This window comes from Paenibacillus lactis, assembly GCF_017873605.1.
Taxonomy (GTDB): Bacteria; Bacillota; Bacilli; order Paenibacillales; family Paenibacillaceae; genus Paenibacillus_AQ; species Paenibacillus_AQ lactis.
In genome coordinates, this window is sequence record NZ_JAGGKI010000005.1 from 272,115 (window position 1) to 296,288 (window position 24,174).

Sequence of the window (24,174 nt, forward strand, 5' to 3'; positions counted from 1 at the left end):
CGTCTCTGTCTCCTTGTTCGTTGAAACATTCAATGTGATTTTCTTTTTTGCTTAATGAGATACAGAAAAAAAGGAGCCCCCATAAAGGCGGTAACTGCCCCTACCGGAAGGGAAACTTGCGAGCTTAAACCGAATACATGCAGCTCGAACGATACGGCCTGGGCAATGACATCGGCGCCGAGCAGCAGCACGCCTGTGACAACCGTACTGAAAGGGAATAATCTTCTTGCATCTTGGCCTACCAGTCTCCTTGCAATATGAGGACCGATAAGACCAATAAATCCGATCGCGCCAACAGCTGCAACCGCTCCTGCGGTCAGCACTGCCGCCAGGATGAGCATCATCCATCTCATTCGACGAACAGACACGCCCAGACTAGCCGCCGTAGACTGCCCCAATTGCAACGCATTCGCAGCTCCAGCGCTAAGAAGACCGAGAGGGATGATGACTAATGCCCAAGGCCAAAGCATATCCCAATGCACCCATACCCGGCCATTAAGGGAGCCGATCATCCATAACAAGATGCTGCCGACCGCTTCCGTATGCCGGAGCAGTATCAATGAGGTGCAAGATTGCAATACGCTGCCCGTTAGTATTCCGACTAACGCAAGCCTGGTGATATCCATTCCCTTGCCAAGACTTAATGCGTTAACAAAAAGGACGGTGCCGATGCCGCCGGTCCATGCAACCAAAGGAAGATACCTCGTCGCATCCCCTAAACCGTCAGCAAATGTGATCCAAATGACGATCATCAACACCGAGCCTGCCGATACGCCGAGTAATCCCGGCTCTGCCAACGGGTTGCGGGTTATGGACTGAAGAATCGCTCCTGCCAAGCCCAGCATGGCGCCCGCTACAAGCGCAATCAAAGTCCTTGGCAATCGAAGCTGCCATATGATTTGTCGATGGTGTTCCTCTTCTTGTACGTTCGCCAAAGCACGCAGAATATGCTGCGGTGAAATCACCACTTTGCCAAATGCGATATGCATGACACACAGAATCAGGACAAGCAGCAAGGCTGCCAGGAGTCCGATCTTATATGTCATCTCATAGGGATTGCGATTACGGATCAGCTTGTTCATTCTGAAGGCCGCCCCCCAAGCTTACGCAAAAATAATGCGATAATAACAGGTCCGCCGATTAGAGTCGTCCAAAGCCCGACAGGCACTTCCCTGGGCATAAACATGGTTCGTGCCAGGATATCGGCCGTTGTTAACAGGACGGCTCCGAGCATTGCCGAGAATGGAAGAACGAACTTTGCGTCATATTGCTGTGATAAGCTCCGTATCAGGTGTGGAGCGATCAAGGCAATATAGCCAATAGGTCCGCACTGGGATACAACCGCTGCCGTCATCGCGCAGCATACGATGAGCAGATAAATACGCACCCGCATGAAATGAAGTCCCAGTCCTTCGGCCGTCTCGCTCCCCAAGCGCAGTACGTTCAACGATCTGGCGAAGCTTAAGGAAAGGGGAATCGTAACGAGCGCCCAAGGCAACAGATGACCGACATGAGTCCAATTGCGGTTCGCCAAATTCCCCATCAGAAACGTAAACAAGAGGCTCGCACTATTGGATGACCCCATCGTAATCACCCATACCACCAATCCGTTCATGATCGCAGTGACAGCAGCGCCGATAAGGATAATATGTATGCCTCCATTTCTTCCCCCGGCTGCCAAAATAACCACAGCCCCGCCTATAAGTCCTCCAAGAAGGGCAAACCATGGCTGCATGCCATAGGAGACGGGAACATGTAAAACCGTAACAAGAGCCATCATAAACGAAGCTCCCGAAGAAACACCTAACAACTCCGGACCTGCTAATGAATTTCGAAGTCCATCTTGCAGAAGAACGCCGCATAACCCCAGCATCGCTCCGGCCATGCATCCTAATACGATTCGGGGAAACCTGATCTCCAGAACGGACACCCTCTCGAGTTCGGTTCCCCCGTTAAAGAACAGCAGCTGCTGCAAGCTTGACCAGGATATTTCCGGGTAGCCATGCTTCATGCCTATTGATATCACAGCAGCCATCATGAAAAACAATGCAAAAAAAGGGGCGCTCCCCCTATTTTTGCTCTCTTGATTATGGTGGGATCGGTACGCTGCAAAGCTATTCCACCGCTTTCTTATAAAGCTCGGGATACATGTGGCTCATCGCTTCGTCTAAAATGATGCCGAGCGAACGCGTTCCCCTGCCGCTGGCCCATACGGATGTGCGCATCTCATGAACCTGTCCATTCTTCACCGCGCGGAGTCTGGACCACAGCGGGTTCGTCTTGAATTGCTCGGATAATGGCTGTGAATCGGGGCTGAACGTGAAGGTCTCGACAAAAATATAATCCGGATCGTTCTCAAGCACCTTTTCCAAAGAATAAGCCATCCCCCCTGCTTGATGGCCGCCATCAGCCTCGGGTGCAGGCCATGGGTATTGCGTGACTTCCGCCAGCACTGAGCCCACAAGCGACCCGGCCGTATCGATCCCGAAATTTACATCAGACCCGTACATCACCAATGCGGTCTTATCCTTCGGACTGTGTTCCTTGTAGTAATTGAATTTATCCAGCAAGCGCTTCTCGGCCGCTTCGGCTTCCGTTACTCTTCCGGTCAGCTGGCCCATATGCTGCAGGAACTCGATCGATTCTTGCATACTCTTGGGCTGGACGATGTACAGCGGAGCAATGCCGGCTAAGCCTTCCCGCAACCCTTCATGGGTTCCTTCCAATCCAATGACAAGATCCGGTCCCGCCAACGAAATATCCTCCAAATTGGGTTCAAAGAAGCTTCCTCCGATTATTCCGAGGCTTGCTGCTTCCTCACCATAAAATTCCGGTTCTGGCGCAAGTCCTCCCGCCGTTACCGCAGCAGGTTTCAATCCCAGCTCAACCAGGGCATCTACACAGATCTCTGTTAAACACGCGACCTTCTCCACCGGCAAGTCAACGGATATCTCCGTTCCGGTTACATCCTTGAATGTCGATTTGGCGCTTGTTCCTTCCTCATTTGACGCTGTCTCCTCAGCATTTGACGCGGCCCCTTCACCATGTGGCGCCGCCCCTCCAGCATTTAGCGTTGCCTCTTCATCACTTGGCACTGCCCCTCCAGCATTTAACGCTACCCCTTCAGCATTTGGATCCATTCTGTCCGTTGCGGTCTCAGTCGCCGTTTTTTGAGGAACACTGCCGCAGCCAGAAATGAGTGCTGCAATTATCAAAAATACGATACCTAGACGTTTGCGCATATGGTACATCCCCTTACCTATAGTTGTAATAATTACGAATTAGATGCATGAAATCACTGAACTGCCCATGAAAATGATATGTATTCCCTTCTTAATCACATTGATCTCCACCACCTAAAATACATTATCGAGGTAATTAAATTGTAATTATTACTATTAAATTCGAAAGAAATATAGCATGCCGCCATGAAATAGTCAACATATTTTTCCAAGAAGATTCGTCGCGGAATTAGACAAAAATCCCGATCGCTTACATACAAAAAAGCCGCGGCAACGCGGCCTCTTGGACTAATATGCTATTGTCTTCTCACCGTTACCGATCCCTCGCCTCTATTAAAACTTCCTTCAATTCTCCATTCTTCCGACCCGCCGACATCAGTGGCATGCTGATCCCGTTGTCCTTATTGATCTTGCAGTTTCTTTCCAATCGGATCATTCGATAGAATTACCTGAATCGATAAATCGTTAATTAATTTGATCTTAACAAAAGAGTCATTCGCCGAATGGTTGATCCCTGACACATGTACGCTTCCTTTACTTCTCGGGTCATCGGGATTATAAATAAAGGAAACTTCATAATCGGAAGCCCCTTTTTTGTACACATAGTTATACACGTATTCATCTGTGTCATTATTGAATGAATGAACAAAAAACTGCCCCTCTTTCCCGCTTTGTCTAGCTTTAGCCAACCAATCACGGACCTGCTCACTATGTTCAGGTTCAACTTGATTTAACTCGTAAGAAATAATCTTAGACATCCTATTGTCCAGATCAGGCACGTTGGCTTCTTTGCCTGAACATCCCGTCATCAACAGCATCAGCAAAATGAAACCTATAATGTATTTCATCGCTCTCCCTTTCATCCTTTGATTCCAATTGTTTTCCCGAAGTCGCATCTTGGTGCAAAAACAGCCCGCCCCCAACGTAGATTAGCTAATCTAATGTCCGGGGTCGTGCCTTTCCAGCACGGAACCATTCACCTGAATGTAAAAAGTATTGAACCCAACATAGCTTTAATGGTGTTCATTTCGTTCAGTGCCGTTCAAACCTAAACACCGCCCAGCTCATACTTAAACCTCAACTCGGACAGGAGCAGGTTCCCTCAAGTTTCTCCGCTCATTCTACCATACTATAACGGATCTTGGGGAAATTACCATTCAGTAGCAATCGGAAGCACCTTCCGTATGCGGAGTGATGAATTACCTTCACACTTCGAAGCTACACCTGCACTCCCCACTGAGCAACCTCCACTCAGCGAAGCCTGCACTTGCACGCCCCGCTGAGCTACCTTCACGCATCGAAGCCCCACCAACAGCACAGCAAAAAGCCGCTCAGGACGTGTACACCTGAGCGGCTTTCCCCCTTCCCCCACTGATATGGGGGAAGGGCCGCTTCCACCAACGGTTGGCCTCGAACGGTAAGACTTCAACGGAGCAGGCGGAATGGGGCTGGAGAAACGAAGTGGTCGCCTTTGTCTCCGGATTTCCCCATTTACCAATCCCATTCAAGAAATCCGGTGACAACAGCGATCGGAGGCACCATCCGCATGCGGAGTGATGAGCTACCTTCACACTTCGAAGCTGCACCTGCACACTCCCTGGAGTGCCCTTAACGCTTCGAAGCTGCACCTGCCCCCCACTGAGCAAACCTTCACGCATCGCAGCCCCACCACCAGCACAGCAAAAAGCCGCTCAGGACGTATACACCTGAGCGGCTTTCCCCCTTCCCCCCACTGATAGAGGTGAAGGGCCGCTTCCACCAACGGTTTGGCCTCGAACGGTAAGACTTCAACGGAGCAGGCGGAATGGGGCTGGAGAAACGTGAGTGGTCGCCTTTGTCTCCGGATTTCCCCATTTACCAATCCCTTTCAAGAAATCCGGTGACAACAGCGATCGGAGGCACCATCCGCATGCGGGGTGATGAGCTACCTTCACGCATCGAAGCTGCACCTACACGCTCCACTGACCCTCATACTTCGAAGCTGCACCTGCACACTCCCTGGAGTGCCCTTAACGCTTCGAAGCTGCACCTGCCCCCCACTGAGTAAACCTTCACGCATCGCAGCCCCACCACCAGTTCAGCAAAAAGCCGCTCAGGACGTATACACCTGAGCGGCTTTCCCCCTTCCCCCCCACTGATAAGGGGGAAGGGCCGCTTCCACCAACGGTTTGGCCTCGAACGGTAAGACTTCAACGGAGCAGGCGGAATGGGGCTGGAGAAACGAAGTGGTCGCCTTTGTCTCCGAATTTCACCCATTTCCCAAACTCATTTCAAGAAATACGGAGACAACAGCGATCGGAGGCACCATCCGCATGCGGAGTGATGAGCTACCTTCATACATCGAAGCCTGCACCCACACTTCCCACTGAGCAACCCTAACACTTCGAAGCTGCACCTACACGCTCCGTTTGAGCATCCTTCAATAGTTCAGAGCCTGCACCTTCACACATCGTAGCCCCACCAACAGCACAGCAAAAAGCCGCTCAGGACGTATACACCTGAGCGGCTTCCCCCCTTCCCTACCTTGATATGGGGGAAGGGACGCTTTCACCAACGGTTAGGCCTCGAACGGTAAGACTTCAACGGAGCAGGCGGAATGGGGCTGGAGAAACGAAGTGGTCGCCTTTGTCTCCGGATTTCCCCATTTACCAATCCCATTCAAGAAATCCGGTGACAACAGCGATCGGAGGCACCATCCGCATGCGAAGTGATGAGCTACCTTCACACTTCGAAGCTACACCTGCACGCCCCACTGAGTTCCCTTCACGCCTAGGAGCATCACCTACTGAAGCACCATCCGCATGCGGAGTGATGAGCTACCTTCATACAGCGAAGCTGCACCTACACGCTCCGTTTGAGCATCCTTCACATTTAACCCGCAATCTTCTTCCCACGCTCAAGCCGGACAATTTGCTCTTCACCGCTGTCAGCCAGCTCTCGGAACTGATCAATCGTCTCGCGCATCTTCGGAAGGGCCTGCTGCTTAAAGGTGCTGATGGCCTCCATCGCCTCGAATGTATCGGCAAACGCCTTCTTCAGCACATCCACCGAAACACTGCTGTTAATGGCTTGCTTCTGGATGGCCACCCCTTGGGATTTCAACATCTTCGCCGTACCTTCGATGAAGGTGTTCGTCGTCTTATTCAGCGCTTCAATCTTCTCTAGCACAATCTTCTGATTGTACAGGGCGCTCGCGACCGTGACCGCGACACGCAATGCCGACACGGTAACCGTCTTCGCCCGATCTACCCCGCGAATCAGCTCCTTATTGTTGCGGATCAGAACCTCAAAGGCCAAATAGCCCTGTTGATTCACCGCAAGCATCTGCTGCATATCCATCAAACGCTGACGCAGAGGGAAGAGGACCTCTTCCGAGATAAAACGAACCTTCTCCGGATCGCCGCCGCGCTCCTGCTCCAAAGTCAGCTCCTGCTCAATCCGCTGGTCCATGAACATTCCGAGCTGAATCTCCTTCTGAAGCTGTTTCGTAAGATCGCGAAGAAACTGCTGTTCAATCTCAAGCGTCGTGTTATCGTTTTTGAGGGTCGCCTTGCCTTTATCCAAGGTTTCTACGATTTCCGAAATGACTTCATCCGCCTTCTTGAATTTCACAAAGTAGGCACGAACCGGATTAAAGAGCTTTCCGAGAAAGCCTGTTTTGAGAAAATCTATCCCGCTGGGATCCAGATCCTTCAGATGGAGATGAAGCTCCGTGAGTCCCTTGGCTACAGGCCCGCCTTCATCGCCGGCCTTCGACAGCTTACCGACGGTTACTTTGAGCAAGGAGTTTTTGTCAGAGGACTGGCGCATCGTGCCCATCCCGAAAGAATCGATGCTGGTCAGAATACCTCGGCGCTGTTCAAGCGAGTCCAGGTCAATGTCCATCAAGGACTTTACATTGGTCTCGGCCTGCGTCATCAGCTGCTTCATTTCTTCATCGACAGGAGCGACTTGTTCCTCCAGCACCGTCTTGATTTCATTCTCATTTGGTACAGTCATTGTAAAAGTCATACAAAAACCCCCTTTAACCGAATATATAATGTGTTACATTTGCACATTCAGCAATTGGCCGATCTTATAGACAACGTCGTCGGTGTCGGCATTGATGCTTGCAGCTTCATTGATGCTTGAAATCTTCTGAAGGGCTTCAATGTCCGCGTTGTAGCCGATCGTGTAAATCGGAATTTTAAACGCCTCAATCAAGCCTTGGACATCCTTTAGCTTACTGCCCCGGTTCGTATCCCCGTCGCTCAGTACGAAAATGACCGGCTTCGTATTCGGATTCGCGGCGATTTCATCCTGCAGCAGCTTCATGGCTACGACAATCCCGTCAAATGTAGCGGTGTTGCCCTCCGGAACCAGGTTCTCGGCGGCACCGACGAACAGGGACTGCTGGTTCGTGTCATACTTCCCGATCGGGAGGTTGATGGTGACATCATCCGAATAGGAGACAAGACCGATGCTGTTCTGTGAACCCAGATACTTCTGACCTTGAATCAAGGATTGCCGTAAGCGATTAATCGGTTCACCGGACATACTGCCCGACACGTCGGTTACAAACACAGCCGTAATGGAGGCTCCGCCATTTTTCTTGTCCTTCCAAAGCTTCTGCGCCCGGGAAATGGTTCCGCCGTTCACGACTTTGGCTTCCGGTTTATAGTCTGCCAGCTGGTTAAAACCGTATTTGCTCGCGCTCTTTTGATATTTATCCTGAGCGGCAAAGTCGGCAAACTTCTTCAAGATTTGTTTCTTAAGCGCCGGGGTATCCCCAAGGGCATACAGCGGGCTGTCGTGTCTTACGCCAAACGGAACGAATTCATAGGCTGACCGAAGCTCGGCTTCATTAAAGAAGGTTTGATATTCCAGAACAAAAGCATCCAATCGCCCGGATTCGGCGGCTTCCCTCATCTGCAGTGTGGTTAATGCAAGGAATGGGACGTTGGCCTGGAATTTTTCAAATCCTTCGACGGCCTTGTCACTCAGCAGATTTTTGCTGTCGAACGCGCTAAGCGCAGCGACCAGGAAATTGAGTCCGGTCGAGCTGGCAAACGGATCCGTGTAGCCCATCGACAGCTCGCTGGCTGCAATCGCTTCCGTTACCGTTTTGATGTTAACCTCTCCATACTTGCTCTTCAGCTCATCATATTTTCCTTTATCGATCACGATGCCCGGAACATTCCCGTTCAGGCTCTTCGAGATCCGTTCGGTCTTAATACCGCCCGATTTGATCATCTCCATCCACAATTCATTGGATGGCGTAAAGGCATCCGGCACGTATTTGCCGGACTTTATGTAGTCTGCCGCAGTTCCCGAGTTAATGCTTCGGATCATCACAGACACAGGCTTTCCATTGACGGTGACTTTGGCTTTATTGAAATCCGTCGCCACCTCATTCAACCATCCGTCGACCCCTGACCCTGCTTTCTCGGGTGAAGAGAAGATTTCAACGAAATGAGGTGTGGAGTTTTTGACCGAGACCGGGAACTTATCGATGTCGGGCAGGGATTCCGCCACGTCCACCGGATTTAAATCAATCTGTCCTTTAATGGGCTCTGGTGTTTTGACTTTAATCTTACTGTACAGCTTATCAAGCTTCTTCGCGGCCTCCTCAGGTGTTAGCGGCTGAGCCCCGCTCCCGAGATTCGAAGTGGCACTGATTCCGAAATAGACGACTGCAAAAACGACAACTACAATTGCGGCAAGAAAACCAATGACTTTACCTCTGCCGGACATTCCATGACCCCTTTCAGTCTTTGTACAGTTTGGTTTGGCTGATCAGAGCATCGATTTCTTTCATGCAAGCCATGTTTTCAATGCTCTCTAAATCCAAGCTTCCTAGACGAGCAATCTCAAGAAGGAGCTTATCTAGCTTTAATAAAATTTCTTCATTCGTATTTAAGGATTCATTCACAAAATTAAGGTACTCATTGTAAACCTCGATCTTCTCCTCAATGATTCGCGCTGAGAGCTTTTTGTTCTTTCGCAAATCCGCAATCGCGGCAAAATCAGAGACACTGAACACGCCAAGCTTATTGAGAATGCTTTTGATATTCATGTAAAACAGGTTCTCGACCTCATGGATTACGGAATTGAACTTTTTATAGCTCAATTCGGACGCATCAAATCGCTGCTCCAATACCTCCAGCAGTTTCAGCTTCCGGTTCTTCATCCGGTCCAGCTGATTTAACGCAAGCTCTACATCTTGCTTAAGCACCGCAATGGAACGGTAGCGGCTCATGGCCTCCACGTAGTCCTCATGCGTAACAACCTCTTTCTTCGTCTTCACAACCGGCTTCGGTTTAAACAGGTATGTATAACTTCCATAAACTAAAGCGATCAAGCTCGCTGCAAGAAAAGCAGCCCCGAAAGCAACGATCAGGGGACTCTCGGCTTTAAGAGATACCCCAAGAAAGCCTCTGGACCAAACCAATATGTTTGTGACAATGACGATTGTGATCAAGAGGAAGAACTTTTTGAACTTAGGCTCGCTCAATACCCATCACCAACTTCACGCATCGTTATAAAACCACCCTTTTGATGTCCTGTTTTGTTAGCAAATTATACCATAGACAAGCCTACTTTTCTTTGCATTTTAATCGAGAATTGGAAGAAGTAGTCACTTTTTGGGGAGAAAACTCGAATGAACCTCTCCGCATTTACCAATATTATACGGTCCTCCTGCCCGGAGGTTTCCTGTTAGTTTCGTAATGGAAGGAAATCCGTCTTAACGGTATAGAGGAACCGCAACAATCTCCCAATAAAAATATAGAGCTGCACCCACCTGATTCAGAGGGCACAGCTCTATTTCATATTTAATAAATTCAGCTATCATCAACGCCGAAGATGATTGGCAAGAGCAGCTAAGCGATAATATGCCGGCTTCGGCCTGTGCCGCTCATCGAACAGCAGCGGCCAGTTTTTGCGCCCACGTACCGGAAAATCGCTGAGCCAGGTGTGGTCGTCCGCAGCTCCCCAGAACGTCACCGCGCTAATTACATCGCTGTATTCCTTAAGCAGCTTGAACACGGCTTCGTAGAATTCAGCCTGCTGTTCCAGCATTCCCGGTTCAGGCTCGGTCAGATCGGCCCGCTTATCTTCGAAACGGAATACCGACACATCCAGTTCCGTGAGCTGGAGTTGCAATCCTAGCGAAGCATATTTTTCGATGGCTGCCCGGATGTCATCCAAGGACGGGTTGAACAGATTCCAGTGTGCCTGCAGGCCAATGCCGTGAATAGGTACTCCCCGGTCCAGAAGAGACTTGACCAAGGTATAAATTTTATCCCGTTTGCTTGGATGGGACTCATTGTAGTCGTTGTAGAACAACAGCGCATTCGGGTCGGCAGCATGCGCGTATTCAAACGCTTTGGCGATGAATTCGTCCCCGGCGATTTCCGTCCAGCTGGAGGTACGCAGCAACTGATCGCCGTCATCGGCAATGACCTCGTTCACAACGTCCCAAGCGTAAATATCGCCCTTATATCTGCCTACTACCGTTTGGATATGCGAACGGATTCTTTCATAAAGCACGGCTTTGCTCACGAGCTGATTCTGCTCGTCGCGGAACAACCAATCGGTGGTCTGGTTATGCCACACCAGCGTATGTCCGCGGACAGCCATCCCGTGTTTGCGCGCGAAGTCCACGATTTGATCCGCTTCCTCGAAGGTGTAAAGCTCTTCCTCTGGGTGAACGCTGGCGAACTTCATTTCGTTTTCCGCCGTAATGCTGTTAAAGTGATGCGTAAGCAGACTCTCCTGCGACTTGATCGTATTACTACTGACCGCCGCACCTATATGGAAGTCTTCCGCGAATATGTCTTTAAGTGCGGACTCGGCCGGTACCGATACATTCATATCTCTTCCTCCTTACCAATCCTGGTCTCAAACCAGTCAAAGCTGGCTGAGCCCGAAGCGGGTTTCCCATTACCGCTTGCGTAGAATCCGATAAGCACTCCGGTAAAGCACATTTTGTTTACGAAATCCTCCGGTGACAGCGGCTTGGCGGCTCCCTTGCCGAGCCGGATCCACTCAAGCCCGTCCAGCGAATAGGACAACGAATAGCCGGTTACGTCCGAGCTAATCTTTAAATATACCGAGTCCGCATGGACCGGTACTTCCGCCGCCAATTTGGATTCGCCTCTTACGGTCAGTCTGGCGCCGATCATCTTCCGCCCATCTTCCTGCTTTAGAAAAATTTCATAATGGGCGTCCTCATCCCTTCTCGCGCATATCCCCGCTTCCTCGCCATCGCGGATCGCACCGAATTCAAGCAAAGTCCTCCATTCCGCCCGGACATGTTGTTGGCGTCTGCCCACAAAAGCAACTTGACCCACGTCATTTAAGCCGGCGGACTGTCCTCTCAAGGTAAGCCAGCCTTCTCGCTCGGTTAACGACCAGCTTCCTTCCGCCGGGTTCCGAAGGAAGGTCCAGCCATGCCGGAGCTTAGGCTCATCAAAATCATCCTTGCCTTCGAACAGGGCCATCGGCCCGGACTTTATCCTCTCTGGCGTCCCCGGTAACCGTTTTACGCGCATATCGAGATTTACGGTGCCTTCATTGTTGTCGATCATCGGCCATCCCTCGTCATTCCAGGTTACAGGAGCAAGAAATGTCTCCCTGCCGAGTACGCTGTATCCCGAATCAACAAGTCGAACGCCAAGAAATACTGCCCACCAATCACCGTTCATATCATCCACGAGGTCCGCATGGCCTAAATACTGAATGGGATGCTCGATCCCCCGGTGTGTCAGAATCGGATGCGGATACAGCTCGAACGGCCCATAGGGACTCGCGCTCCGTCCGATAATTTCCCGGTGATCCTTCGCCGTGCCTCCGGAAGCGGACATGATGTAATACATGCCGTTTATTTTGTACAAGTGGGGCCCTTCCGTCCATGGACCGCCGTCCCCCCTCCAGATGACTACCGGCTCGGACAACGCTTTTCCGGTGGCAATGTCAATTTCGTACTGGATGGCATGGGAGTCGTAATCAGCACCCTGCTGGGCGGTCACATATACTTTGCCGTCATCGTCGAAGAACAAAGAGGGATCGATCCCGCCATACGGGACCAGGATCGGATCGGACCATGGGCCAGCCGGATCCTGGGTGGTTACGTAAAAGTTCCCAATTCCATATACATCCGTTGTAATCATATAAAACGTTCCGTCATGGTATCTTAGCGTCGGCGCATAAATTCCGTCCGAGCTTCGCCGTGCCCTCAGATCCAGCTGGCTGTCCCGGTCCAGCACATGCCCGATTTGTTCCCAATCCACCAAATTGCGGCTGCGAAAAATCGGCACGGCCGGGAAATATTCAAATGAGCTGCAGACCATATAAAAGTCATCCCCGGCCCGGGTGATGCTCGGGTCTGGATAAAACCCCGGAAGAACCGGGTTTGCATAACCGATTGCATGTATCGTCATGGTTTACTCCTTAACGCTGCCGACATTCAGACCGACAACAAAATACTTTTGCATGAACGGATAAACGAGCAGAATCGGAACGGATGCCACGACCGTTACGGCAGCGCGAATTGAAATCGGCGTTACCATGTTCACCGCAGCGTCCTGCGTCATCCCGGCTCCGGCAGCCACTGCCGGGTTGCTGTTCGCGTTCATACTGGATGACAGCAGCTTCATCAGCTCATACTGCAAAGTGCTCAGCTCTTGGCGGGAGGAGGTATAGATGAATGCATCAAACCAGGAGTTCCAAGCCCCCACGGCCACGAACAGCGCAATGGTTGCCAGCACCGGCTTACACAGCGGGAAGATGATCCGAATGAAGATTTTAAAATCTCCGGCTCCATCAATTCTTGCCGATTCAACCAAGCTTTCCGGAATCGTTCCGATATACGTCCGGATAACGATCATATTGAATGCGCTGATCATCGACGGGATCACATATACCCAGAACGAATTCAGCAGGTGCAAGTCCTTCATCAGAAAATATCCAGGAATCAAACCGGCGTTAAAGTACATCGTCAGAATAAAGATCAAGGTAATCGGCTTGCGGAATACATATTCCCGACGGCTCAGCGTATACGCCAGCATCGTGGTCAAGACCAGATTCAGCAGCGTTGAAAGCACCGTTCGTGCCACGGAAATCCAGAACGCGTCATATATCGTTCCCGAAGCGAATACCGCCTTGTAATTCTGCCAAGTAAATTCCCTCGGCCAGAGATAGATTCCCCCCCGGATCGTATCATTCCCCGCATTCAGGGAAACGACGATCGTGTTCAGGAACGGATATAATGTGACAACGACAAGACCAATCATAAACAAGGTATTGAACGTATTAAAAAGGATCGGCTCTACTCTTTTTTTTCTGACGGATTTAGGCGCTGCGGCAGCAGTTGCTGGCCCAGGGCTGATTGTTTGATTTGCCATTATAGCAGCCTCTCTTCCCCTAGCCGTTTCGCGACTCCGTTTGCAATCAATAACAGCGTCACACTAACGACCGTTTTAAATATACCGGCAGCCGTTGCTAATGAGTAATTGCCTTGGGCAAGCCCGTACTTCAGTACGAATATGTCAATCGTTTGCGACCAGTCGACAACAAGACCGTTGCCCAGCAAGTATTGAACCTCGAAGCCTGCCTCCAAAATGTGACCGACCTGCATGATCAACAGAATGATAATCGTTGGCTTAATGCCCGGCAAAGTGACATGGAACATTTTCCGATAGCGGCTTGCCCCGTCCATATCGGCAGCCTCATAAAGCGCCGGGTCGATGGATGCCATCGCAGCCAAATATATAATCGTATTCCAGCCGACTTCTTTCCAAACATGCGACGCTCCGACGATTCCCCAGAAGTATTTGCCTTCACTGAGCCATTGGATCGGCTCCTTGATGAGATGCAGCTTCATAAGGACATCATTGATGATTCCGTCTGAAGCCAAGCTCGTCGCCACAATCCCGGTTACGATGATCCAGGATAGAAAGTGCGGAAGATAGGAGATCGTCTGTACGGTTCTTTTCCAAAATACTTTCTTGATTTCATTCAGTAATAACGCAAGAATAATTGCAGTCGTAAAGCCGAGAATCATATTGATAACACTCATTGCGAGCGTATTGCGAAGCACTTGCAGGAAACTATCATCCTTAAAAAGAAATTCAAAATGTTTAAATCCTACCCACTTCTGTTCACTAAAGTCTCTAGCCGGCTTGTAGTCCTGGAAAGCCATGGTCCATCCCCAGATGGGAACATAGGCAAACAAGATGATGTAAGCCATCAGAGGCACTGACATATAGATCAACTGTCTCTGTTCTTTGAGGACGGCCCAGGTGATTTTCTTGTTTTTCTTAGGCTTCCGGACGGCAGAGTCTTTGACAAAGGTCTCTTCCATAAGTTTGTTCTCCCCAAAACCCCATATTTCGTAAACAAGGAAGGCATGAAGCCTTCCCGTTTCCGATTCATGTATCTTCCGCTGCCTTACTTAACAGACCAAGTGTCTCTTCTCCATTGCAGCACTTCATTAATCCGATCTTCATAAGCCTTGATGTTGAGCTTGCGGATTTCAGTGACGTACTCATCCCAGACGCTGTCGAATTCTTCCGGTTTAGCTAGAATGGCTTTCGGTAAGTACTTCGTGGACAACTCATTTTGCTTCGTATTCACGATTTTCGCTTCAGATCCGTCTACCAGGTCGACAGACCATGCCGGGTACGCGATGTCGTTCTCAGGAGCCGGACTGAAGAAGTCGACATAGCTGTTGAATCCGTATTGGGCGAGGAAGTTCTTGTCATACTCTTTCATGCCTGCCAGAATTTCTTCAGGCTGGGCAGCCGCATCTGTCGCGTTGCCGTCCGAGAATAAACCTTCCATTTTTGGGGCTTGGCCGTAGAAGGAATCGGCTTTATTCGCGAGCTTCCAGGTTGCATCGGTAAACTGGTCGCGCTGCTCTTGCGTTTTCATGAATCGGCCGTCTTTAACGATGTAATCTTCCCCTTCGATCCCCCAGGCCAAGATTTTTTGCCAATCTTCTTGAATCAGCGTATCCAACAATTTGATAATTCGGATAGCCTGTTCTTCGGATGCATTGACCGTAATCCCGAACCCGTTATTGAGGTTCAGAGCCGGGCGGTCTTTGTAATGATCCCGGATGCCTTCATCAAAGACAAGCGGAAGACCGACATATGTTCTTTCATCTTTCTTCTGGGTAATCAGCGCGTTTTCAGCGCTTTGGAAGTTCCAGTGCTGGTCAAACATACCAAGGACTGCGCCGCTGGAGATTTTCGCCATATACTGGTCGAAGTTTTGAGTGAACGTTTCTTTGTCGATGATGCCCAGGGCATTCATCTCGTTCAGCTTTTTATAATAGCGTTTGGCATAGTCCTTATCGGCAAAAATTTCCGCCTTGCCGTCTTTAACGACTACGCCGCCATCGTTCGGATGACCGATCAAATGCTGAGGAGCATTGAACAGACCCCAGTTTTTCCAGTCATAGTTCAGAATTTCAAAGCCGATCGTCGGCGTACCGTCGATGGTCGGATGCTTTTCCTTGTATTGTTTAATCAAGTCAAAATATTGATCCAAGGTTTTAACCTCTGGATATCCCGCCTCTGCCAAAACGTCCTTCTGAATCCAGAAGGCTGGGCCCGAATACCAAGACGAGGTAACGTCAGCATTCGTTACGCCGTAGTTTGGTAGATTGTAAATATGACCGTCGTTCGGGTCTTTCATCATGTTCCAGTACTTCTCATAATGCTTCTTCAAGTTTGGCGCATGCTCTTCAATCAAATCCTCGAGCGGGATAAAGGCACCGGCAGCTGTCAGCTTTTGATTCGCTGTCATCATGTCCGGATAATCGCCCCCTGCGATCATAACGCCGAGCTTCTGGTCAATATCGCCAGCTAGGAACTCGAATTTGAAGGATGCCCCTGTCTTTTCTCTGATTAATTTATAAATCTTGTTGTCAGGTGTTGGTTGCTGGTCGGGCTGACCGATGAAAACCGAAATTTCAAACGGCTCCACTCCATTCGCGACATTTTCCCCGGCTTCCTGTCCGTTATTATCGTTCTTGGCGGCTCCCTTGTTGTTACCGCCGCTGCAAGCCGATAGTACGAGACCGAGCGAAAGCAGCAGCACCATGCTGAACCGGAGTACCGACTTTTTCTTTCCCCCCATTTAAAGCACCTCCGAAATGATATGGTTACTTCAAGGACTGTAAGCCCTTTCAATAACTTATCTTTATTGTAAAAGCGCTGCCAAACGCGAACTATAACACAATTAAAGCTTTTCCCCTAAAAACTTTAGTTCCTGTTTTTGTATTCATTGGGGGACATACCCAATCGTTTTTCGAATTGTTTCAGAAATTGGCTGTAGTTCACATAACCTACCCTTTCCGCGATTTCGCTGTTTTTATATTGGTTTAGCCGAAGCAGCCGGGTGGCCTCCTCAATCCGGAGATTATGCACCCATTCGTTAAATCCGACACCGTTCTTCTTCATGAGCAATTGCCCAAGATACACCGGGTGCAAATAAAAACGCTCGGCCAGCTTCTTGATCGTCAGTCCCTCCCGGTAATGTTCCCGGATGTATTCGTTGATCTCCTGAATGATTCCCTGCGATTTACGAGCCTGCTCCCGGCTCAGCAAATCAATGCACTCGAGGCCGAAGTTAAGCAGAAGATCAAAAAGATCGTTCAGATTCATCACCGAATCGGCCAAAGCGGATACATCATATTTCGCCAGCACATCCGAAGCCTGCTCGCCGGATTCCTCCATATACTCTTTCATTTTGTACATCAAATGAATGACAGTCTTTTTCACCGTTTCAGGGGCGAGCCGCAAGTTGCGAAACCTCTCCGCTTCCGCAGCGATCGTATCTTGATAACCGGCGGCATTTAGAAGATTGAACGCCTCCATCACGCTGTCCACCAAGCGTATCGAGGCGTAACGATATTCCAGCTTTCTGTTATCGACCGATTCGTAAGAAATGACCCCGGCATAATCGGGGTCATAGAACTTATGCTTTATCGCCTCTTCCGCGGTGCTGTAGCAGCTGGCAAGACGCATGATCGATTGTTCCGGTGAGCCCACGGCCATAAACACCCGGTGACCGGCGAATCGGGCAGACAAGTCAGCAAGCATCCGGAGCGCGGGATCCTCCTGACCGTCATCCGGCGAATACCCGAGAACGATGCCGAAGCGGTTCTTGTCCAGGTCAATCAAAAACATGGCACTTTGCTGCTCAACCAGGGAGCTGGCGATTCCCCTCAATTCCGCGTAACTCGTTGGCTCCGTTTGAACCAGGCAGATGTTCCATGCGTCCCGGCTGGCTGACAAAGGCTCCAGACCGTCCGGTCCGTCCCTATCCGGAGCCGGACTGTGCCCTAGCAGCTGACGGATCTTTGAAACTTGCTCTTCCCGGGAAGCAATACTGCTCCATTGTTGCTTCTCGGCTTCATGCAGCAATTCACGATAAATCTCGCGCAGTACGTGAGAGGCTTCTTCCGCTTCAATCGGTTTCAACAAATAGTGCGCGATTCCGTAACGCATCGCTTTTCTTGCATACTCGAACTCGCTGTATCCGCTAACGATGGCGAAGCTGATTGCTTTGTTGCCGTTCTTCTGCCACTCCCCGATCATTTCAAGGCCGTCCATGAGCGGCATATGTACATCGGTGACCACTAAATCCGGCGCAAGGGAAGCCATCAATTTCAGCCCCTCCGCGCCGTTGGCGCATGTGCCGCATATGTCAAAGCCAAGCTCCTCCCAATTGATCCATAATTGCATGCCTTCCAAAGCTCCGGGTTCGTCATCGATCAGCAGAACTTTAAATCTCAATTCCGTTCCCCTCCTTGCTCGTAATCCTGATGATCCAACAGACTGACGGGAATCTCGAAGAACACCGTCGTTCCCTGATCCGGTTTGCTGTAAATATCAAAGCGGACGAGGTCGTTGTAATATAGCTCAAGCCTGCAATATACATTGCGGATTCCGATGCTGGTGCCGGACGTATTCTCGTTGCGCATGGAAATAAGAACCTCTCGAAGCTTTTCCGGGACCATGCCTTTGCCGTTGTCCTGCACGGATACACGAAGGTTGCCGTCTATTACCGTCGCGCTGATTTTGACCACGCCTTTCCCATCCACAGCCTGAATGCCATGCTTGCACGCATTTTCCACCAATGGTTGGATACTCATCTTCGGTATTTTATAAAGCAGCGCTTCCCGGTCGATATCAAGCTCATACTCAATCTTGTCCCTGAATCTGAATTTCTCGATCTTCAGATACATTTCGATGAACAAGATTTCTTCCTCAAGCGTGACGATGTCCGCTTTCCAGCTAAGCAATCTGCGAAGCAGTCTGGACAGGTTCTTGATGATATCCGTCACGTCGGAATAATTGTTTTTCGTACAGACGACCAATATGGCATTCAGTGTGTTAAACAAAAAATGCGGATTCATCTGACTTTGCAAAAAGTTCAGCTCTGCCCGTACCCGCTCCATCTCCAGGTTCTTCTTCTGAATTTCGAGCTTGTACACATTGTTGATCAAAGAGTTAATCTCGGCTGTCATCCTATTGAAATTCTGGATCAAGCCACCGATCTCGTCCCGGCCCTCATCCATTCGGATCAGGTCGAACTTCTCGTTGGTAACCTTCTGCATATGTCTGGACAACCGTTTAACCCGATAATTGTATGATCTGAGCATGATGTAAATAAATATAAACGAAAACAGTGTAATGACAGCTGCGATCATCCCCACATAAAGCTGCATTTCGCGCATGGCTTGGGATAAACGGGTTCCCTGCGTCACGCCAACCAGCTTCCAGCCCTTTACGTAACTTGCCGTTCCGATGGAGACGACATGTACGTCTTTGTCCTTGTCGTGATCAGCAAGCTGAAACACAGGATAAGCATCGGTGACGTCCCGCTGGTACCCGCTGTCCGCAGACATAATGATTTGGTTATGCTCATTGACCAGATAGAGATTTAAATAGTCCTGCTCGCGCAGGATGACATCGTAAATTTTGTTTAAGTCAATATCGATCCGGAGCAATTTATCATACTTGCTATATATGTCAAAATAGTCCATTTTTTCGATAACACTCAGATAAGGGACCGTAGCTGTGCGGTTATTTGCTTCTGTCGCCCTGTAAGCCGCTACCATAACAGGGGACGTCGATTGTTCCCACAGCCGATACCAATCGCTATTCTTCGCATTGGCATCGAGCACTTGATAATTCCCGCCGGGCATGATCGTATCATTCTCCGTAAATATGCTGATTCGCTGAATCTGATTGTTGACGGGAATATAACTGGTCACCCGGTTTCGAAGCTGTTCGTCGAACGTTTCGTAAAACTGGATCGGACTTTCGTAAGTTCGGTCCAGCGTTTCATACAGCAGCTTGTCCGTATTGAGCGCATGACTGACCGCTACACCGCCGTCAATGAACTCATGAATATCTTTTCTGGCCCGCTCCAGCGAGATCTGGAGGTTTTGTTCCTCGCGGTCTTTGATGATGCCGGTCATCCGGTCCATAAACGCGATATTGATAACCGCGATCGGGAGCAGCACGCCAATCACGTAGATGAGTATGAATTTATAGTTCAGCGGTATATCGTTAATAAATGATCGGAATCTGAAACGTTTTTTCATGATTTTGGCACCGTCCCGCCGTTCAATCAGCCGGCTCCCTCTCGGTTTTCTGCTTGTACGCCGATGGCAGCACTCCTGTAAGGCATTTAAATTTGATGATAAAATAGTCCGTATTCGGATATCCGACCTGAAGCGCAATGTCCGAAATTTTCATTTGGGTGCGTCTTAGCAATCGCTTTGCTTCCTCGATTCTTTTCTCGTTAAGATAGTCGTTAAACGGCTTACCGGTCTCTTTTTTGAACAACTGGCCCAAATAGGCGGTGTTCATGTGAAACATTTTGGCCAGATCCTGCAGCTGAAGCTTGCTGCGGAACTCCCGGTCCACATATTGAATCACGTGAAATATCGTATTGTTCTCGTTCTTGGCCTCAAGCCTTGCCAGGATATCGGCCGCCTCCAAGCAAAGTTCAAGGACATAGGTTTTCAGTGCGGAATAGTTCCCGAAACTGTCGATGGCGCCATGGCCGTCGTGAAGCTTTCTCATCAAAGCATCCGGATCCCCGTTCATTTCTCCGATCCGCCTGCAAAGACTCCACTCCAGGTCAGCCACATGGGAAATGGCCTCTTTCAAATCAAGCATGCCTTCCAACATGGAGTCCAAAGCGGCTTCAACAGCGGCATGAATCTTGTTGATTCGGGACGCCGTCACAAGCTCCGTAAGCTCCTTGAATTTCTCCTTTGCGAGCTCCTGCGATTTTCCGCCTTGCCTTAAATCCCTATAAAGATACACACCTTCTCTGCCTTGACAACGTTTGCATTTATTAACCTCCAACGCCTGTAAATACAGCTCTCGAATCGACTCGATCCCTTGCAGAACGCCGCTGATCGTCACGATGACCGGCTGGCTTGACGGATCCTCAAGCTCCCTGTGGAGCTGCACGCTGAGCTCATGTACCCGGCAAGAGGGGAATTCATCATCAGGCAGAATCACCCCGATCCTCCCCGCGCTGTCCTCGAAAATACGATCGGGTTCCTGCTTGAAATATTTCTTAACCCGTCCGGCCAGAGCGTCGGATGGCCCGGAAGCTTCAACCACAACGCACCGCAGCTTCGAATCCTTCTGCAGAAGAAGGGCCTTTGCAGCCTGCAGCTTAAGTGATTCGTTGTCTTCGCCTTGAATTAAACGGATCAATAGATTGTTGGTAAACAAAAATTGCATGCGGCTATGGCATTGCTCCGCTTTAAGCTCCTCTTGAATTTTCGTGCGCAGGCGTATCAGGACTGCCTCAATTTCTTCTTCGTCGAATGGCTTGAGCAAATATTCCGTGACCCGCTGCTGCATTGCGGTAAGCGCATAATCGAAATTATCGTAACCGCTCAATATGACGAACTTCGGTGGTCTTGCCAGCTTTTGGTTCGAGCGCTCGATCAGCTCCAATCCATTGATCACCGGCATATTGATATCCGTCAGAACCAGCTCCGGTTTAAGCTCTTGAATCATACTGAATGCTTCGGAGCCGCTCGAAGCCTCGCCGCATATCTGGAAACCGAAATTTCTCCAATTCACCATCGTGCGAAGCCCCTCGATTACCCACGGCTCGTCATCCACCAAAAGCACATTCATCATCGATATCGCTCCCCTGAAGTTGGACTATATTGCTAATTTGTAAGCGCACTCATGATTTAGGCTAACTTATGACAACTCAAGAACAGGGAAATCTGTATCCTCAACCTATATTAGAACTTACGTAATCGTCTATAGCCGAAATAAAGGTCATACCCGGTAAATTTTAGTTTTCGCCATCATTTAAGCGAGCCTATTGCTGCTGCATACCGAACAGTACAGGCTTCATCCTATGGAATAATTGATGCGAATCTACCTTTTCGTAATTCCATAACATGATGATTCGTAAATCACTTGCAGGGTAGTACCAGATTTCTGAGCGAAATCCCGGGGTACCTCCCCCGATCAAGCGAAAGTCCGTCCCCAAGAACCAACCATATCCATAATTGAGGTTCGGGTCAAAGCTTGTAACATAGTAGGGCGTGAACATCTTATCCATAGTTTCCGGTTGAAGCAGCTCCCCCTTAAAAAGGGCCTCGCACCACCTGTCCAAATCATGAACCGTAGAATACAGCTCTCCCGGTGCTTCAATACCGCTTAATTTATCGTTGTCGGCATTGGCGATTTTGCCGTTCTCCAACGTGTGTCCGTATGCTCGTCCAAGGGTTATCTTCCGCGGGTTATCCAAGCTGGTGGAGCTCATCTTCAGCGGGGCAAAAAACCATGTATGCAATACTTCCTCATACTTCATCCCTGTCACTGCTTCTATTATATATCCTAACATGATAAACCCCGTACTGTTGTAGCTCCACTGTTCACCCGGATTAAACTGCTGCTTAAGGCGCGTTAAATAATCGATAAAATCTTGGTTCTCCACTTGCAATCGACTCATCTCAAAACGCAAATTAGGCACGCCATAAATATCTTGCAGCCCCGACGAGTGGCTCAATAAATGGTGAATGTTAATCTTCGGGTGAAGAACGTTGAATTTTTCAACATATTTGCCAGGATGATTTTCAAGATCGATAAGCCCTTGCTCATAGAGCTTGAGGATGGCAGCGGCAATAACCATCTTCGTTACGGATGCAATATGGAACTTCGTATCCAGCATATTGGGAACCCCTAGTTGAATGCTCGCCTGACCGAAGGACCGGCTAAACTCCTCTTTTCCCCCTCTTGAAATCAATAGGTTGCCCGATACATAATTTTCCTTGCTAAACGCTTCCACGATTTCGTCTACATTTTTTAGCATGGAGCTCCACCTCATTTTTTTATTTTCTAGTTCACATTCTCTCTTCACCATACGGATAAGCCGGTTCTTGTATCGTTTGCATCCGTTATGTACCTTATATGATCGTATCCTCGATGCTGCGCATTCTTAAATAGGTCTTCTATCAACTTATTGTTCTTGCAGTAGATACTGACGAAGCAGCTATCAACCACCAGAAGCACGAGCTGACAATCACTATTTAGGAATTCCTCATATGTTTTTACTTCTACGATGTCTTTTCCTTGAGGAAAGGCTTTCAAGTCCTGGAAGATGATATAGTATTCGTTATCCTCCAGAAGCTTTTTTAAGGTTATTCCATCCCAAATCTCCCCCGCCCCTGCAAAGAGCGCTTCCTCAAATTGACCGTCAACGATGAAATAGGCTTCCTCACCACCAACAAGCCAGTTATACTCATCGGTTTCAAAGGGCTTTAATATTTCTCCAAGGAGCCTGCCATGCTTATTTGGTATTTCAAAGCTAATTCCTCTTATCATGTGGCTGTTCCTTCTACTCTCTTAGCCATTAAAATATCTGGTTTTCCCATTCCATTTGCATCCGGTATAATCCCGACAATGACATATCCCAACTTGAAATAGAAATTTGCGGGATGATCTTCACTTCGAAATTCTTTAATGAACGCAGGAACATCTGTATAGATATTCCGATTCGACAAGTTCGTTTGATTATGTTCGTCATCCGAGCCTAGCATGATCGTAACTCCGCCTCTTTGGGCTTTAGTCAGATCCACTATTTTCATTCACAAGTATCCTTTCATTTTAAATTCTAGCCAGCTTCGATTGGAATTTAATAATATATGAATGTTTTTGAAAAAATCTCGATAATCCCATAAATAATAATCCGCTCCGGGTGTATTGTTTTGAAACAAACAGGTTTTAATACCTAAGAGCTTTCCAGGGATAATATCAATTTCCCGATCACCGATAACAAGGTCAATTTGATTTCTCTTATGCAAATACAGGTAAGATTCCGGATCTGGCTTTCTCGCGAACCCATCATCACCTGCAACGAGATCTACAAAATATCGTTCCCACCCATAATGCTTAATAATAGACTCCACTTCCCTCCGAGGCTTATGAGTCATGATAACGCTCTTATTAGCCGCTGATAGTATGTTCTCTACATGAGGAAATGGCGGGGTTTGTTCAGGCAGGAGCCGTTCTTCTCTTCTAAAAATTTCCCGAATTTGCGATTCGGATAATTTAAAGTGCTTCACAGCATGGGTGAATGATACTTTTAGATAGGTCAGAATCTCCTCTTCCGCCTTGTCTTCTTCCATCACGTCTTTAAAAATAGCGGCATAAGCAGGATAAGTATTGAATAAGGTCCCGTCGAAATCCCATAGGATATTTATGATCGCACATCCCCCTTATAAGTAGTGGATTTATAGAAGCGGAAGCCAAGGGCCATCAATTCATTGTTAATTTAGGCCACTACAACCATATAGTTAGTACATCGTAACCCTTAAGCCATTCAACTTTCCATTATTATACATCCCATTGGCGAAGGGTGATAGCATTGTATGCATGAGCATAAT

General features: G+C 48.9%; 19 protein-coding genes. All 19 read right to left on the reverse strand.

The window, feature by feature from the left end; genetic code table 11:
- Nucleotides 1-29 precede the first annotated feature (29 nt).
- Entirely contained in the window at nt 30-1,082 is a 1,053-nt protein-coding gene (locus J2Z18_RS12270; RefSeq protein WP_007127868.1) for a FecCD family ABC transporter permease, read from the reverse strand.
- Nucleotides 1,079-2,011 (reverse strand): FecCD family ABC transporter permease, encoded by a 933-nt coding sequence (locus J2Z18_RS12275; protein WP_210094781.1) that lies wholly within the window; start codon nt 2,009-2,011, stop codon nt 1,079-1,081. Before J2Z18_RS12275 ends, J2Z18_RS12270 begins: the two co-directional genes overlap by 4 nt.
- 103 nt (nt 2,012-2,114) lie before the next feature.
- The gene (locus tag J2Z18_RS12280; RefSeq protein ID WP_232239285.1) at nt 2,115-3,242 is read right to left on the reverse strand and encodes an ABC transporter substrate-binding protein; all 1,128 of its coding nucleotides are present in this window, start codon (nt 3,240-3,242) and stop codon (nt 2,115-2,117) included.
- 401 nt (nt 3,243-3,643) lie between these two features.
- Nucleotides 3,644-4,090, reverse strand: coding sequence for a hypothetical protein (locus J2Z18_RS12285; RefSeq protein ID WP_210094782.1), 447 nt, complete (start codon nt 4,088-4,090; stop codon nt 3,644-3,646).
- A 2,023-nt stretch (nt 4,091-6,113) separates the two neighbouring features.
- Nucleotides 6,114-7,253 (reverse strand): toxic anion resistance protein, encoded by a 1,140-nt coding sequence (locus J2Z18_RS12290; RefSeq protein ID WP_210094783.1) that lies wholly within the window; start codon nt 7,251-7,253, stop codon nt 6,114-6,116.
- Between the two features lie 33 nt (nt 7,254-7,286).
- A complete protein-coding gene (locus J2Z18_RS12295; RefSeq protein ID WP_210094784.1) occupies nt 7,287-8,975 on the reverse strand; it encodes a substrate-binding and vWA domain-containing protein in 1,689 nt (562 codons plus the stop codon).
- Between the two features lie 13 nt (nt 8,976-8,988).
- Nucleotides 8,989-9,735 (reverse strand): hypothetical protein, encoded by a 747-nt coding sequence (locus tag J2Z18_RS12300; protein WP_007127861.1) that lies wholly within the window; start codon nt 9,733-9,735, stop codon nt 8,989-8,991.
- A 338-nt stretch (nt 9,736-10,073) separates the two neighbouring features.
- Nucleotides 10,074-11,096, reverse strand: a complete 1,023-nt coding sequence (locus J2Z18_RS12305; RefSeq protein WP_210094785.1) for an endo-1,4-beta-xylanase — start codon at nt 11,094-11,096, stop codon at nt 10,074-10,076.
- Complete coding sequence (locus tag J2Z18_RS12310; protein ID WP_210094786.1) at nt 11,093-12,664, reverse strand: glycoside hydrolase family 43 protein; 1,572 nt, start codon at nt 12,662-12,664, stop codon at nt 11,093-11,095. The genes J2Z18_RS12305 and J2Z18_RS12310 overlap by 4 nt, the downstream gene beginning before the upstream one ends.
- Before the next feature lie 3 nt (nt 12,665-12,667).
- Nucleotides 12,668-13,627 (reverse strand): carbohydrate ABC transporter permease, encoded by a 960-nt coding sequence (locus J2Z18_RS12315; RefSeq protein ID WP_007127858.1) that lies wholly within the window; start codon nt 13,625-13,627, stop codon nt 12,668-12,670.
- Nucleotides 13,627-14,586, reverse strand: coding sequence for an ABC transporter permease (locus J2Z18_RS12320; protein ID WP_007127857.1), 960 nt, complete (start codon nt 14,584-14,586; stop codon nt 13,627-13,629). Before J2Z18_RS12320 ends, J2Z18_RS12315 begins: the two co-directional genes overlap by 1 nt.
- 86 nt (nt 14,587-14,672) lie before the next feature.
- Nucleotides 14,673-16,367 carry an extracellular solute-binding protein gene (locus tag J2Z18_RS12325; protein ID WP_007127856.1) on the reverse strand — a complete coding sequence of 565 codons (1,695 nt, stop codon included), beginning with the start codon at nt 16,365-16,367 and terminating at the stop codon, nt 14,673-14,675.
- Nucleotides 16,368-16,492: 125 nt separating this feature from the next.
- Nucleotides 16,493-18,028 (reverse strand): response regulator transcription factor, encoded by a 1,536-nt coding sequence (locus J2Z18_RS12330; RefSeq protein ID WP_007127855.1) that lies wholly within the window; start codon nt 18,026-18,028, stop codon nt 16,493-16,495.
- Nucleotides 18,025-19,845, reverse strand: a complete 1,821-nt coding sequence (locus tag J2Z18_RS12335) for a sensor histidine kinase (protein ID WP_007127854.1) — start codon at nt 19,843-19,845, stop codon at nt 18,025-18,027. Before J2Z18_RS12335 ends, J2Z18_RS12330 begins: the two co-directional genes overlap by 4 nt.
- Nucleotides 19,846-19,867: 22 nt before the next feature.
- Nucleotides 19,868-21,412 carry a response regulator gene (locus J2Z18_RS12340; RefSeq protein WP_007127853.1) on the reverse strand — a complete coding sequence of 515 codons (1,545 nt, stop codon included), beginning with the start codon at nt 21,410-21,412 and terminating at the stop codon, nt 19,868-19,870.
- Between the two features lie 190 nt (nt 21,413-21,602).
- Nucleotides 21,603-22,652 carry a serine hydrolase domain-containing protein gene (locus J2Z18_RS12345; RefSeq protein WP_232239286.1) on the reverse strand — a complete coding sequence of 350 codons (1,050 nt, stop codon included), beginning with the start codon at nt 22,650-22,652 and terminating at the stop codon, nt 21,603-21,605.
- The gene (locus tag J2Z18_RS12350; RefSeq protein ID WP_007127851.1) at nt 22,646-23,113 is read right to left on the reverse strand and encodes a DUF2691 family protein; all 468 of its coding nucleotides are present in this window, start codon (nt 23,111-23,113) and stop codon (nt 22,646-22,648) included. Before J2Z18_RS12350 ends, J2Z18_RS12345 begins: the two co-directional genes overlap by 7 nt.
- Complete coding sequence (locus tag J2Z18_RS12355) at nt 23,110-23,376, reverse strand: hypothetical protein (RefSeq protein ID WP_007127850.1); 267 nt, start codon at nt 23,374-23,376, stop codon at nt 23,110-23,112. Before J2Z18_RS12355 ends, J2Z18_RS12350 begins: the two co-directional genes overlap by 4 nt.
- Entirely contained in the window at nt 23,377-23,991 is a 615-nt protein-coding gene (locus J2Z18_RS12360) for an HAD-IA family hydrolase (RefSeq protein ID WP_050953986.1), read from the reverse strand. It abuts the gene before it with no gap.
- Nucleotides 23,992-24,174 lie beyond the last annotated feature (183 nt).